Genomic DNA, 15,030 nt, shown 5'->3' with positions numbered 1-15,030 from the left:
TCCATCATCACTTTGGCTCACCATTGGACGACGCCCTATAGCTCTCGACGTCTTTATCCAGCGACTCCTCGTGAATCCGAGCCGCAATCCTCGGCTTGTTGTTTTCACGCAGGTATTGACTGAAACCGTTAAGAGCGGTTGCATAACAGCGAGCGGTATCTGGAGCCAGCCCGGTCGCAGGCGCTGCCTCGTACTCGTTGATGAGAGCCGCTCTGTAATTTCTGATGAGCGCCGCGTCGTCAGGATCAGGATTCAGGACAGCGCGGCCCACCGTTGGCGCGGCTCCACTCGCCGACTTCTTGAGATGATCTAGTGCCCTAGCGACGGATGAGGAACCACCCTTGCTCTCGTACTCGTTGAGATCATCTTTCAGCAGCGGATCGTAAAGCCGAGCCGCAAATCCCGACCTGTTGTTTTGAAGGAGCCAACGACTAAAGGCGAAAAGAGCGTTTACATTGCGCGTGACCGTGCTCTCCTTGGCGTTACCCGCGCGGAGTGCCGACCTCAGCCCTTCGATAGCAGTCGCATCGTTGAAATAAGGCGGCCGCTTGTCGCGACCGTCGGAGACCACTATTGGACGATCCGGCTGCACCGCCGAGGGCATTGAGCCACCGCGTCCGGCATGCGTCGCTTGGATGTATTCGTGCCCGCTCCCCTGCAATATGGGCTGCGCCTCCCATGCCGATGCACCCGGTTGATGAATGGGGGCCTGCATCAGCACGCGACCGCCTGAATTGCCGATCTCGCTCGGCTGCCGCCCAAAGGCATCCCCTTGCGGATCGCTTAGCGCCCTCTGCCTCTTCGCTGGTCTCAATTGCCTCATGTAATCCTCACCGATGCGGACCTCTTCTCTTGGCAGAAGATTGCTCCCGGTCAGCTCGTCCGGAGCCGGCTGGTGATCGTGGGGCCAGTTCAAGGGGTGAACGGCATCTCCGGGATCCGGTGCCCGGTGATGGCGCGCGGTTGGCTCGAGAGGCGAAGAGGGGTCGGCTTGGTCCATCATGCCCGAAACCACATCCTGATCGTGACGTTCCGCAGGGAGGAGGACCTCTGGCCAGCTGACAGCTCCCTCCGACACGCTGTGCTGCGCAGCGGCGTCCCCGACGCGCCTCGCGACCGCGTGTTCGGGATAAGGAACGCGGGCACTGTGCTGCCCAAGTTCCAACGCTCCGGCGCGCGGCAGCGACTTCCGGACATGAGCCAGTGCGGCACCGATGTCGGGCCCACCGGATTCCTTATAGTCCTTGCCATCTTTATCCAGCGACTTGTCGTAAAGGCGAGCAGCAATCGTCGGCTTGTTGTTTTTGCGCAGGTGGTCGCTGAACCTTCTAAGACGTTTTGCATAACCGCTGACGGTATCTTGAATGATCCCTTCCGCAGGCGCTGCTTTGTACGCTTTGATGAGGGCCGCGTCGTCGGGATAAGGATTGAGGACAGCGCGTCTTACAATCGGCGGGGCAACGCCCGCCGACAAGGAGGCCTTGAGATGAGCTAATGCCGTAACGACGGACGAGGGACCACCGTTTCTCTCGAACTCCTCGACATCCTGGGTCAGCGATTCGTCGTAAAACCGAGCAGCAATGCTCGGCTTGTTGTTTTCAAAGAGCCAACGCCCCAAGCTGAGAAGATGCTCTCCATTGGACCCGATGATCGCCTCCTCAAGTCCCAAGATAAGGGACGCGTCTTCGGAATAAAGAGGGCGCGCGCTGCCATCTACATAAACCCCAATTGACTGACCCGGCTGCAGCGCCGAGGCGCCCAGCATCGCCTCACCGCCTGCGCCATCCGGCACTGGGATGTATTCGTGCCCGCTCCCCTGCATCATGGGCTGCGCCGCCCATGGCGATGCACCCACGTGATGGATAGGGGCCTGCATCAGCATGCGGCCGCCTGAATTGCCAATCTCGCTCAGCTGCCACCCAAAGGCCGCCGCATCTGCGGACGGGGGCGCCGGTAAGCTCTCTTGCGGGCCCGCGCTGCCCGATTGTTGACGCACCCAGTTCGTTGAGGCGAAATCGAATGGGTCGGCTGGCAGCGGGTCCAGATCCGCGGCATCCAAATATTCCTCCTGGTCGACACTTTGCAGGGGCCAGTGGGCGGCTGAACCCATTCCCTGCCTAACCTCCGGCGCATCGAATCTGTCGGCTGCCACCGCGCCGCCCCGATCCGCGGCATCCAAAAGCTGCTCCTGGTCGACACTTTGCACGGGCCAGGGGGCGGCTGAACCCATTCCTTGGCAAACCTCCGGCGCATCGAATCTGTCGGCTGCCACCGCGCCGCCCGATCCGCGGCATCCAAAGGCTGCTCCTGGTCGACACTTTGCACGGGCCAGGGGGCGGCTGAACCCATTCCCTGCCAAAGCTCCGGCGCATCGAATCTGTCGGCCAGCACCGGGCCGCCCCGATCCGCGGCACTACCCAAAAGCTGCTCCTGACCGAAACTTTGCACGGGCGCATGGGTGGCCGGCTCTAATGGCAACCGCGAACTGCCTCCCTCCTCGCGCGAAGTGCCCTGCCCGGCGCTCTCGCGGTAGTCACGAAGCCTGTTCACCGCATAAATGAGTTTGTTGTCGCTCGGAAACAACCTCTTAGCGTGGCCGACCAGCGAATCGTGACCGAGCATAGCAATCGAGGAAGGCCGGAGTGCTGCAGATAACTTGCGAAGATTGCTAGAATAATTTTCGGCGGTTTTCCGGTCGATCGCTCGACCAAAGCCTGCTTCGGCCGCCGCCCTGATGAGGCGCTCGTCTTCTTTGGACGCGCGATAATGTGTTGTAATGGGGCGAGCGCCGGCACCGGGCTCACGATATCGACTAAGCATTGACAACGCGGGGACGATTACCTGGAAACAGCCGCTTAGCGCGATCGAGCAACGACTCGTCATCGAGCATAGCAATAGTTTGGCCAGAACGCTTGAGCGCATCAGCCAATTTGCGAAGACGACGATCATAAATGCCTACGGTGACGGTGCTCCGCGGCGCCCGCCGATCACGGGCTGCATCGGCCGCTACTTGGATGAGGCGATCGTCTTCCTCAGAGATATCAAAAAGCTCTCTGCCGGCATTTGCGGCATCGACCCGTGGCACCTCACCCAAGTGCTGCTCAAATTCCGCTTGCTGCTGTTGCGGCTGTTGGACCGTGGAGTTGTGGGCAGCAAAATCTCCGTCGAACGGGTTGATATTGTTAAATGGGGCCATGTTCCCGTCCGGTTGGCGCCGTTTCGCATATCTGAGCAGCAGCGTTCGCTCTCTACCCCCACGCTACTACCGTTAGCTTTCGAGAAGCTGACGCGGTTTAGAGAAAATAGAGTATGAGCCAATGGCCAAAGCGTTCTTTCTGCGGACGCAGCAGCATCGGTATCTGCCGAAGAAAGGCTGCTATGACCAAGAGAGAGTTTTGAGCCGGGAAAGTGAAAGCAATTGCAACCACCGTTTGCCGCTCCACTAGCAGCCCAGTATGGGCAGCGGATTGCCCTATGGCCGTGCAGGTCATCATCCTGAAGTCGAAATCAAAATCATGAGCCTTGCCGGCCGATGCTTGCGCTGCGGCTGATCTCGATAGATCTTGCAGGGTGCCTGGGCCGCAGGCGCCGCGGCGCGCCACGATGGCGAGCGCGACTGGAGAGGAGAGAGCCCTCTGCCCGCACTGTTCTCAAGGTGGTGCTGTTGCAGGCCAACGAGCCGTCCGCTTGGTTGGCAAAGGGTGGGCCAGCGCCGCCGGTTACGCTCCTGCTGGTAGCAGCTGCCCCCCAACAAAAGGGCCGGAGCAGATGCTCGGCAGATTCGATGTGCCGGTTGTGTGCGCAGAAGTCTTCGCTTCCTTCAAGTCTCAGCCGCGATGCGTTGCTAACTGCGGCTTCGTTCCGAGGCTCTGCGCGACTTCCAGCCGCCTCGCATGGGGGCAGCATGGCTGCCAGCACACCACCCGCGGCAGCTAAACTATTGGCAGAGGAGCTACACAGCCGCAACGTTATCCTATGCCCCCATTAGACGCGCCAAAGACGCGGGATTACCTGGTGTACGCAGGTTCGTGGGACGCTCTCCTCCGCAGCGACGGCAGCCGAGCGGGGAAGCGCCCGAAAAGTTGGGCGTCGGTCGCATTCCTTCCTGACTCGTCAGCTTCTCGAAAGCCGCCCCTACGAAAATAAAGCCTGAAATGACCCATGCTGGAGGGAAACAGATGAATATCGATCCACCAAACACCGCAAAAGACTCCATTGAAGCTGACGATCTCCTGCGGCAGCAGCAGCGGGCGCAGCAACAGCCGGGCGACCTGAGCGCACAAACCAGCTCACCCGCACACCCGTCCCCGGATCAAGCGAACTTTGAGCAGCAGCTGAGTGAGTTGCGGCCAATCCACCGAACATCGGATTCAGCTGTCGCTTTGATGGATTCCGGGATTGGATCACCCTCGACCATGACGAAGGGCAATCTGAGAGCGTGCGCTATCCAGGAAAGCGAGCGGTGCCCGGCCGCATCCTTTGTCAGGGGGCGCGCCGAACTTGCCGCATCGCTAACCGGAGCGAACGTTAAGGCGCTGAAGAACGAGATCAAACTCGCTGCGCAGCGAGCAGTACAGTGGCCACGAACCACCGGATCTTCTGCCGGCAGTGTTGACGGCGACCGCATCTTCGACGACGTAGTGGCATCATCGTATCTGCCGCTGCGCCGTTTTCAGAACGAGGACATCGATTGCGAGCCCCTCCTAGAGCAGGAGGTGAGTGCCATCGCGCATGTGCGTTCCTTAGCGGATTTGCGTGCTCACGCGAGCCCGCATGTTTCAAAGGCTGCTATCTGCTCGGACGACGAAAGAGAGGACGAAATTGATATGGCGCGCCTCGCTGCATGGCATACCAAAGGCCTTAGAGAGAGTGCTTTTGTGTCATTGTCCCAGGACCCCTCACGACTGCTCCTTTCAAAGGACGACAGTGAGAATGGCGCGAACGCGATTGCAAAGAATGCTAAGAAGCTGCACACCTACACGGTACCAAGCGTCACCGCTTGGCCGATCAAAAAAATCAACGATATTCTAGAGCGTGGGCATGCTCCCGGAGATGAGGAGCTGCGAGATTGGGTGAGGGGAATACCGACCGAGGAGACCGAGGTCTTGTTTCTGGGCGGCAATCTAGCTGACTATCGGACAGCCAGCGTAGATAATCCGAACACGGCTGACGCACCGCAAGATGGTCCGCGCATCAAGAAAGCAAGGGTCAGCTCCGATACGCCCGAGATGATGGCGGACTCTCGAACTCCTTGCCCCTCGGATTCCAGCCATCAATCTTCGCAGTCCTGACGAGCTATCGCCTGTGGTCGAATCGGCCGGGGGTGGCGCGCCTGCTTTCAGTTATCTAGAAGTCGAGCGTGCCGAACGCGTGCGCGTCCGATCCGAAGGTACGATCAAGTTTGGCCGTAATGATGACGTCGCGGGCCTAGGCGCGGCAAGAGCGCTGACTTTCCGGCCGGATCAGCGAAAGGCACAGAACCGGAGATGGCTGACCAGGCGTGTGGGCGATCGGCTGTGCAGATTCCACGGCGATTTCCACCTCGTCCCTCCACGGATAGTTGCCGCTCATGAGCAACCGCAGCGTATGCCCGCCGACCGATACTGCCACGCTATTGCCAATGTAGAGATTGATATAGAGCGCGTCGGAGCATGGCGTATAGATGTAATGACCGATCGATGTGAAAAGGCGTGCGATGTTCGGCGGACAGCACGCGCAGCCAAACCAGCGTTGCCGCACCGGCCTGACATGATTGTAGATGCCATTGGACCGCAGCGTTTTGGGATGAACTTCGAGCGGGTTAACATAGAAATAGTGACGCCCATCGAAGGCGATACTGCCCAGGACCGTATTGTAGAGCGCGCGCTCCATCAAGTCGGCATAGCGACTGTCCACTTCCATCTCCAGCATACGGCGCGCCAACATCATCAGGCCAATCGACGCGCAACTTTCCGCGTACGCGGTATCGTTCGGCAGATCGTAATCGCTGCTGAACGCTTCGCCGAAGCTTTGCGAGCCGATACCGCCGGTAATATAGATCTGGCGCTACACCATGTTTTGCCATAGCCGCAGGCAAGCCTGGCGGTGCTGCTCGTTCTGACGCAGACGCGCGAGATGAGCGACCGCAGTCATGAGGTATACAAAACGCACCGCATGACCGGTTGCAGTCCGCTGTTCCGAAATTGGCAGGTGCGCCTGGCTATAGGCCTTATTTTTCACCGTCCAGGGCATGCCATGTGATTTGACGTCGCAGGATTGCCGGCGTTTCTCGTGTTCTATGTCATAGAAGTGCGGCTCGGTGCCGCGTTGCTCCACGAAATAATTGGCTAGCGTCAGATATCGCTGCTCCTGCGTCACTTCGTAGAGGCGCGTCAATGCAAGTTCAATTTCTGGATGGCCATCATAGCCGTGTAGCTGATCGCGCTCCGGGTCGAAAACTGTGGCGAGGTGGTCAGCAAGTCTGCAAACGACCTCCAGCAGGCGTCGTTTGCCAGTAGCCAGAAAGAAAGCGATGCCAGCTTCAGTCAAGCGGCCGGCACAGTAAAGCTCATGGCATTCGGCTAGATTGCTCCAGCGCTCCTGAGGCGCCTTTAGCATGAAATAAGTGTTGAGATAGCCGTCGCCGCATTGGGCGGCCGCCATCAATTCAATCAGCTCATCGGCGGCTTTCTCCAGGTCCGGATTGGGTGTCTGGCACAGCGACCAAGCAACCGCCTCTAGCCATTTTGCGACATCACTGTCCTGAAAAACCGTGCCGTAGAATTCCCCATTCGCACGTCCGGCGGTCAATACGGAAGTTTTCTACCACGTGGCTCGGTGTCGCTTCGGCATTGCGGTCGTTCAGCGCGTCCCATTGATAGGGAATCGCCACGGCCCTCACCAATTGCTGGCATTCCCAATCAGCGGATCCGAGACCTGTAGGTCGTGAAGATTGACTTCGGCCACATCCCGCTGATTCATCTCGTTCTCCTTCGTGTGTGGCGAACGGGGCGCCTAGCTCAGGCAAGCCAGCTCGCCATGATCGCGTTGTTGAGGTTGCCGCCTCGAAATTGGCGGCTGCGCAATCGTATTCTCCATGCGAACATTGAAACGTTAGAAATGGAAAGGCTGCCCCCCATGCCGCTGGATAACGTAGGGCTCAGAAAGGGCTGGTCAAACCGAGCTTCTTTCCAATCTCCTACCGCTGAAATCTCATGCAACAATCACGCTGGAGTTTGTGGGATCACAAGCGCAGGGGCCGCCTAACTAAGCCTCGTCGTCAAGCCAGCCGATCGTGCTCTTCAGGAATCGAAAGCCCAGCACCTCGAAGCCGGCCCGCTCCCTGTTGTCCCGGCCGTAACCATGTCCGCCCGCCGCCGGCTCGTAGAAAAAGGCCTCGTAGCCCATCGCCTGGAGCTTCGCGGCCATCTTGCGCGCGTGTCCAGGATGAACACGATCGTCCCGCCGCGTAGTGGCGATCAGGATTGGCGGGTATTTTTGGCCGCGCTTGGCGGCATGATATGCGGAATAGGTCTTGAGCCACTCCCAGTGCTCGAGCTTATCCGGGTCCCCATATTCTGCAATCCAGCTTGCCTCTGCCAGAAGCTTGGTGTAGCGGCGCATGTCGATCAGCGGGATCGTGCAGAACAGCGCGCCGAAGCGTTCCGGATAGCGCGTCAGCATATTGGCGAAGGATGCCGCCGTTCGATCCGCCCTGGGCCGCGATCCGCTTCGGCTCCGTCACGCCACGACGCACGAGATCGGCGGCAACGGCAGCGAAGTCGTCGTGCGACAATTTCTTCCCCCCGAGCCGGCCGGCATCGTGCCAGCGCGTGCCGAACTCGCCGCCGCCGCGTAGATTCGCCTGGACCGTGGTGCCGCCGCGCTCGAGCCAAAGCTTGCCAAGCGCTGAATTGTAGAACGGCCTCACCGAGATCCCAAAACCGCCGTAGCCGCTCATATGGACGGGCGCATCGCCCGTCTCGTCGGCCGGGCCGGTCTGTACGTAAGGGATGCGCTCGCCATCAATCGAAATGGCCTCGTGTTGGGTAACCACCAGCCCATCCGCGGTGAAGGTCTTGGGCGCCTGCTTGAGCACGGTCGGACTGCCGACGTTATTCTGGACCAGCATAAGCGAAGCTGGCGTGAGCGGATCCTGGCTATCGACGAGCAGGTCGCCATTGCTTTCGGATGGATCGCTATCAAGGGGCCAGACGGGACCACCCCTATGTCGGGAAGCCCGCGCAGTTGCGCGCGGCTCCACCCTTTATCGGATGGCGAGCAGATCTCGAAGAGCGGCCGCAGTTCGTTGAGAATGGAAAGCACGAGCTTGCCGGCACTCCAAAAGAGTCCCTGCAGCGCCCGGCGTGGGCCTGGTTCGAAAAGAACCTCGAACTGACGGTTGCCTTCAAGGAAAGCGGCCAAAGAGATGACGAGCACCGTATCCGCGGCATAGGTCTGCCCCGCCACAGACCAGGATTCGCGCGGTCTGATGGCAAGCCAGTCGCGATGGAGGAGGATCCGGATATTGCTTGGCAGATTGATCTTCGTCGTAGCACCGGATTCATCGACGAGCCAGTTGGCACAATTGAAGGCGTCTACCTGATCGACCAACCACAGCCGTGGCGGCACGACGGTGTGGTCGACGTTGCAGCCGGCTCCGACATGATCGGCTACGATCTCAAAGATCACTGGCGCTTGATCGGCCTGCGTACCGCGCCGCCATAGCCTCACTGTACGCGCATAGCCGGAGGTCGTCGCCATGCCCTACCCATGAGAGCTCGACAGCACCAGCGTATCCGGATCTATCCATTCAACCGCGCTCTTGGCTTCCGGCAAGACGAAGCCATCGCGGACAAAGGTCTTCGCGTCGGTATCGAACTCACGCAGGTGACGGCATCACTGCCGCCGCGCGATAGGCTCAAAATCGTCCTGCTATGATTCCCGGCCAGCGAGACCGTCGCCTTCAGAAGCCAGTCTTCGCCTTCGCTGACCGCGAGCTGATCGACGTCGAGCAGAACTTCCCATGACGGCTTCGGCGTGCGAAATTCTTCCAGAGTGGTTCGTCGCAAGAAGCCGCGTGGATTGTTGGCGTCCTTCCAGAGATTGTAGAAATGGCCGCCGCGCCGGCTGACGTAGGCGATATTGTCCGGTCGATCATAAATCGAGGTCAGCGCGTCGCGATCCCGCTCGAATGCCACGCCCCCAAACACCTGCAGCGTCTTGCCATTCTGCTGTTCGACAAATTTCAGCGCTCGCGCGCCTTCGATCTGTTCCAACCATAGATAGGGATCATCGTCTGGAGCGGAAAGCGTCGGCTTTCCAGCCTGCGACGTTGTCGTCGCGCCTGCTTTGACCACTCTTCACTCCACCGCTGCCATTGACGCGCACTCCCGACACGGCATCGCATCAAAGCTTTTCATATATTGCATCCGCAGTTCTTTGATGTGGCGGCCGTTATGCTGATTGCCACGTGTCCGTCAATTCCATCAATTGCTGAAGTTGGTAGTTGACTGGGCGCGCTCTTACGCATCTGGCCACGACGCACATCCTCAAGGCTTCGACCCCAAACTGCCCGTGGCAACTTCATCTCGATGCGAGCTCGGCTTTCCTTGCCTTGGGGGACGACTGCCGAGCACCTGGGCGACACCGCCCCACCCCAAGTGGCCGCGCTCGCAACGTCCGTACCTCTGGATCAGGGTAAGATCGAGAACTTGGTTGCTGAGAGCCGAGACCATTCTTGCCGCGCAAAGAGGCGCTTGCGGTACGAGCTACACCGACATCAGCGACGTTTGCTTTCATCACCCTCGCCCGTCTGGCTAGGATCAATTGAGTCCACGCGCTGGGGAACCTACCGAGCGGATCCCGCGGGGCAACGCGAAAGGCTCGCTCGTGCCCGTAGGGCGGCCTAGATTTAGGATGATTGCCAACATTCGGCACCTTCCTAAAGGTCCCCTTCAGTCGAAGTGCCGGCCTGGCCGAGCGCTGTGCCGGTCCTATGCGCGCTGGCCGTATGGGTTCTAAAAAGGCTTTGATGGGCCGCCTCGATCGGCTAACTTCTCAGGGACACCGTTCTTTTGGCGTCATAAAAGCGCGGAAGTCGCTAGGCGTGAACGATTGAGATCTGTCGCTCAATTAGCTTGAAATACGGCCTCATCGCGCAACCGGCAGCGGCGGACCTCAGGACGAGCGGAAGCAAAGCCGAGTCAAAACGTTAGTATAGTTTTCCAGATCCTTGCAATAGGTTATATATTTAGGCCAAACTGGTTTACCAAGTTGGTGCACCTGACCAAGTTCGGACCCCTTACCAAGTTCGGACGCTTAGTCGCGCAGCGTGTTTTTGGTGGCATTGTCCTGGCGCTGGTGACAACTTCCTTGTACTTTCATACCCATTTCGCCGCGACGGCGTTCTCTTGTTGGTAGTGGTCTTGCGGTTTTCGCTATGGGCAGCCTCATTGTATCTGCCGTGCTTTCCACCTTGTCCATCGCTGTTTTGGCCTACTTCTTTACGCCCCCTACTTCCAATCTTGCGTTCGATGCTCCGCAAGATCTTCCGGTGGTTGTGATTCTCCTTGTTGCCTTGCTTGTCGGAACTCACCTCATCCGAAAAGTCCGCCGGGAAAGGGAGGCCACGCTTGAGGCCGCAGCCAGGCTCCGGCGCAGCGAGGTTGAGTTGCGAGACCGGGAGAAATGGTGGCGCGAAGTCTTCGAGCATAATCCGGTCATGTACTTCATGGTCGATGCCGCCGGAACGGTCCTGAACGTGAACACATTGGGCGCAACACAGCTCGGCTATTTGCCCTCGGAGCTTGTCGGGCATTCCGTGCTGAAGGTCTTTCTGGAAGAAGATCTTACCCTTGTTCGCAAATGCCTTGGGCTATGCGTTGAAACCGTCGGCCAATCGCACACTTGGGACATCCAGAAGGTCAAGAAGGATGGCTCGGTGCTGTGGGTGCGGGAAAACGCCAAAGCCATGCATTGGGCAGACGACCAGCTCATCATCCTCATCGCCTGCGAAGATATCACCGAGCGAAAGCGGACGGAAACTGCCCTGCGGCGGAGTGAAGCCCATTTGGCCCAGGCGCAGGAATTGAGCCGCACCGGCAGCTTCGGCTGGAACGTCGCCACCGGCGAGGTCATCTGGTCAAAGGAGACCTTTCGCATTTTCCAACACGATCCGGCGACAAAGCCGAACCCGCAACTCGTCATTGATCGAGCCCATCCAGAAGATCGGGCTGCCGTGCGACAGACCATTGATCGAGCGCTCCGAAACCTAGAGGATTTCGAGCACGAATACCGACTGCTGTTGCCGGACGGCTCGGTGAAGCACCTCCACGCGCTGGCACGAGCCATCAGAACCGCATCTGGCGATATCGAGCTTGTCGGGGCAGTGACGGACATTACGGCTGCAAAGGAGGCGGAACAGCAGCTTCGCCGTAGCGAGGCCTATCTGGCCGAAGCCCAGCGTCTCAGTCACACGGGCAGCTGGTCCTGGGACGTCCACCGTCTCGAATTTGTGTATCGCTCCGCCGAAGTCGATCGTCTGTTTGGCTTCGATCCGGAAGAGACTGTATCGATAGAGACCATCCGGTCGCGCATCCATCCAGACGACTTGCCGCGGCTTCGGGAAGTGCCGCGCCAGGCTATCGAAGACAAGGGAGGGCACTTCGAATATGATTTCAGAATCCTTCTTCCAGAAGGCGCGATAAGGCGCATACATTCCGTTGCGCACGCTGTGGTCGGCAGCGATGGCAACGTCAGCGAGCTCATCGGAACGCATATGGATGTCACCGAGCAATACGCAGCTAGGGAACGGCTGGAAAAGGCTCTTGCTGACTTGCGCGAAAGTGAGCAGCGCTTTCGCGACTACGCCGAAACGGCCTCCGACTGGCTCTGGGAGACCGGGCCGGACCACCGGGTCACCCGCTTTTCGGGGCACACCAGCGCAGCAAGCATTCTGGCCACGGGAGTCGTCGGGCTGCTTCGCTGCGAAATTGCGGGCGATGTCGAAGCGGAATCTGAGAAGTGGCGGCAGCATCAGGCGACAGTCGACGCGCGACTTCCATTTCGCGATTTCATCTATCGCACCGTCACCCGGACCGGATCTCCAATTTACGTCCGGACCAGCGGCAAGCCATTCTTTGATGCTGACGGCAATTTCCTCGGCTATCGCGGCGTCAGCACTGACATCACCGCAACCATCCGCGCAGATCAGGCTGAACGAGAACTGCGGAAGGCACAGGCGGAGCTCGCGCACGTGACACGCGTAACGACGCTGGGCGAGATGACTACCTCCATTGCGCACGAGATAAACCAGCCGTTGGCCGCCATTGTCGCCAACGGCGAGGCTTGTCTGGGTTGGCTTGATCGCGAAACTCCTGATCTTTCCGCCGCGCGCTGCTCAGTGGAATGGATCATCGAGGACGCCATCCGGGCGAGCGAGGTGATTCGCCGCATCCGCACGCTGGCCAAGAAAAGCGAGATCGAGATGGTGCCGCTCAATATCAATGAGATCGTCAAGGAGGTTGTCGCGCTGGTGACTCGCGAGCTGGTCAGCCACCAGGTGTCGTTGCGAACCGAGTTGGCGGCGGCCCTCCCCATGATCCTGGGTGACCGGGTTCAACTGCAACAGGTGATCATGAATCTCGTGATGAACGCGATTGAGGCCATGCAAACAGTCAGAGACCGGCCGCGCGAACTGGTGATCCGGTCATCCCAGGACGATCTGGGAGGCGTGCACCTCGCCGTGACAGATTGCGGCGTTGGGATCACCGAGGACCACGCTGACCAGGTGTTCAACCCCTTTTTCACCACCAAATCAACCGGCCTTGGAATGGGCCTTTCGATCTGCCGTTCGATCGTGGAGGCTCACGGAGGGAGCCTGTCGATTGCCTGCAAGCAGGAGCCGGGCGCGACGTTTCAATTGGTCCTGCCGTTGCATGAAGAGGTCGTGTCGTGACCGGGCGCTGTGACTCGCCGCGCGGAGGCGCGCAAGCGGAGAAGCCGAGCGGAAGAGCGCTCGTCTTCGTGATCGACGACGACGTCTCGATGCGTCGTTCGCTCGCGAATCTTTTTCGATCGGTAGGCTTGGACGTTGTTGCGTTCGGATCGGCGCAAGAAATGCTGCAAGCCAAGCTTCCGGATGTTGCCAGCTGCCTGGTCCTTGACGTCAGGCTGCCGGGATTGAGTGGCCTCGAGCTGCAGACTGAGCTCGCCAAGTTGAGCCTTCGCATTCCGATCATTTTCATCACTGGTCATGGCGACATTCCCATGACCGTCAAGGCCATGAAGGGCGGAGCGGTCGATTTTCTCACCAAGCCGTTTCGCGATCAGGAGCTGCTTGACGCCGTGGTCGCCGCGACCGAACGGGATCGCAAAAGGCGGGAGGTTGAGAAGACGGTTGCCAACCTGCAGTCCTCGTTTGAGGCCTTAAGCCCACGCGAACAGGCCGTGATGAAACTGGTCACTGCTGGGCTGATGAACAAACAGATAGCCGCAGAGCTCGGGCTGGCCGAAATTACCATCAAGATCTACCGCGGACAGGTAATGAAGAAAATGGGCGCACGGTCGCTGGCCGATTTAATCAGAATGGCTGAGCCCCTGGGAATTCGTCCCAACCGGCCGGAACAAGCCTAAGTATGACTATACAATTTCATCTCTCAAGCCCACCCTTGACCCAGCCGACTATGCTTCGGCAATCGCCTTTGCTGCGTTAGGAGGGGTCGTTTTGTTCACGCCTTCGCTCATTTCCGTGGTCGATGACGACGGCTCCGTCCGTGCTGCCATAAATAATCTTTTGGAATCCCGCGGCTACATCGTCCATACATTTGCATCCGCCGAGGAGTTCTTGCGCTCGCCACACCTGAATGAAACATCGTGTGTGATTGCGGACGTCCAGATGTCGGCTATGAGCGGCTTGGACCTGCTGACACATATGCGGGCCGAAGGTTGCGATGCTCCATTCATTTTCATCACTGCCTTTCCCGATGATCGCGTTCGCGCCCGGGCGCTGAGCGCGGGAGCGATTTGCTTCCTGGCCAAGCCATTCGCAGGACAGCACCTGATCAGGTGCCTACATACCGCACTGGATAAGCATCGCGGCGGAGCTAACGCGTGAGACGATGAGCACGCAGTCTGCTCAGTTCGGTGCTGATCTGTGGGCGGAACCGCGCGCTTCGCAACACCGCAACGTCGATGAAGACCTCGGCCTCGCATCGCAACTCGTAACCAGTCGTTGGCGATCGGGCTCCCCTATCGATATTTTTCGTTCGGTATTCGTCACTGGCTTGCGGCGGGGCTCCATCACCTACGGTCGCGAACGCTTTGAGATTTACGACGAAGCCACTTGCTCGACTAACCTCAGTTTCAACTGGTCGTGGCCACCCTAGAGGAGGCCCATATCTCAGGCATTGCTAACAGCAGCGATGATCTCGGCAGGCGCTCCTGTTCGCGGCGAAAGTTTGACTCTGATGAAGGCGCGCTCCATCACGGTGCTTGGCCCAGATTGCTGAGTGTAACCATTCAACTGGGCCGGCCGATGGAGTGCGTGTAGCATTCGCCCGGAATAGTCAGCATCAAGGCGAGATCGGATATCTTGTGCGATTACGCGGCTTTGTCGCGAGTTGAGGCAGATTATCCGTAGGCAGCGCCTGCACCACCACGGCAATGAGAGCTCTGCTAGGCTTTATCGTAACACCGCTCCAGCAGAACCACGCCTAGACGTTTTTGAAATTCCGCTACCTGCCGTAATACTGCATCTCGTTCTGCGCCGCGCGGAAGCCGCTTTACTGACACTAGGATGCTGATCAGCAGTCCGAGCAGCTCCTCAACGGTAGCCGCGTCATTCGCCTCTTGAAGCCCGTCATTCATGCGAGCAACCTCCTCCATTGCTTTCGACCTTCCGGAAAGCGGGGGATCGCAATGCCCCAATCCCAGCAGGGATAGATCATCGAATAGACCTCTAGTGCGCTGTCCCAGAAATTCGTTGACAGGGTAGCGCGAGTTTGAGAACGCAATCGCCGATAGCGGTCCACACGAGCGAGCGTGACTTTG

Annotated in this window: 6 protein-coding genes and 3 pseudogenes; 4 read left to right on the top strand and 5 right to left on the bottom strand. The window is 59.0% G+C overall.

The features are described from left to right. Positions 1 to 7 precede the first annotated feature (7 nt). The gene (locus AC5ZG5_RS34305) at positions 8 to 2,230 is read right to left on the bottom strand and encodes a hypothetical protein (protein WP_456645399.1); all 2,223 of its coding nucleotides are present in this window, start codon (positions 2,228 to 2,230) and stop codon (positions 8 to 10) included. A gap of 582 nt (positions 2,231 to 2,812) precedes the next feature. Continuing rightward, positions 2,813 to 3,196: a hypothetical protein gene (locus AC5ZG5_RS34300; RefSeq protein ID WP_456645400.1), complete on the bottom strand. Its 384-nt coding sequence runs from the start codon at positions 3,194 to 3,196 to the stop codon at positions 2,813 to 2,815. Positions 3,197 to 4,178: 982 nt separating this feature from the next. Here AC5ZG5_RS34300 and AC5ZG5_RS34295 point away from each other — a divergent pair. Continuing rightward, a complete protein-coding gene (locus AC5ZG5_RS34295; RefSeq protein ID WP_456645401.1) occupies positions 4,179 to 5,291 on the top strand; it encodes a hypothetical protein in 1,113 nt (370 codons plus the stop codon). A gap of 136 nt (positions 5,292 to 5,427) precedes the next feature. Here AC5ZG5_RS34295 and AC5ZG5_RS34290 read toward each other — a convergent pair. Continuing rightward, positions 5,428 to 6,789, bottom strand: a pseudogene (locus AC5ZG5_RS34290) (glycoside hydrolase family 127 protein). Between the two features lie 456 nt (positions 6,790 to 7,245). Then, positions 7,246 to 9,338: pseudogene (locus AC5ZG5_RS34285) on the bottom strand (prolyl oligopeptidase family serine peptidase). Positions 9,339 to 10,263: 925 nt separating this feature from the next. Here AC5ZG5_RS34285 and AC5ZG5_RS34280 point away from each other — a divergent pair. The 3 genes and pseudogenes from AC5ZG5_RS34280 to AC5ZG5_RS34270 all read left to right on the top strand — a co-directional run bounded on the left by AC5ZG5_RS34280 (position 10,264) and on the right by AC5ZG5_RS34270 (position 14,095). Further along, positions 10,264 to 12,937, top strand: a pseudogene (locus AC5ZG5_RS34280) (PAS domain S-box protein). Next, entirely contained in the window at positions 12,934 to 13,614 is a 681-nt protein-coding gene (locus tag AC5ZG5_RS34275) for a response regulator transcription factor (protein WP_456645402.1), read from the top strand. The pseudogene AC5ZG5_RS34280 and the gene AC5ZG5_RS34275 overlap by 4 nt, the downstream one beginning before the upstream one ends. 91 nt (positions 13,615 to 13,705) lie before the next feature. Continuing rightward, a complete protein-coding gene (locus AC5ZG5_RS34270) occupies positions 13,706 to 14,095 on the top strand; it encodes a response regulator transcription factor (protein WP_456645403.1) in 390 nt (129 codons plus the stop codon). 560 nt (positions 14,096 to 14,655) lie between these two features. Here AC5ZG5_RS34270 and AC5ZG5_RS34265 read toward each other — a convergent pair. Beyond that, positions 14,656 to 14,847, bottom strand: coding sequence for a hypothetical protein (locus AC5ZG5_RS34265; RefSeq protein WP_456645404.1), 192 nt, complete (start codon positions 14,845 to 14,847; stop codon positions 14,656 to 14,658). Positions 14,848 to 15,030: the final 183 nt, after the last annotated feature.

It is taken from the genome of Bradyrhizobium sp. Ses1, from assembly GCF_059512365.1.
Note: the sequence above shows the minus strand (reverse complement) of the source record. Positions and strands in the feature narration are given on the sequence as shown.

Coding starts and splice junctions, on each gene's coding strand:
- AC5ZG5_RS34305 (WP_456645399.1), bottom strand. CDS start 2,230: ATGGGTTCAGCCGCCCCCTGGCCCGTGCAAAGTGTCGACCAGGAGCAG.
- AC5ZG5_RS34300 (WP_456645400.1), bottom strand. CDS start 3,196: ATGGCCCCATTTAACAATATCAACCCGTTCGACGGAGATTTTGCTGCC.
- AC5ZG5_RS34295 (WP_456645401.1), top strand. CDS start 4,179: ATGAATATCGATCCACCAAACACCGCAAAAGACTCCATTGAAGCTGAC.
- AC5ZG5_RS34265 (WP_456645404.1), bottom strand. CDS start 14,847: ATGAATGACGGGCTTCAAGAGGCGAATGACGCGGCTACCGTTGAGGAG.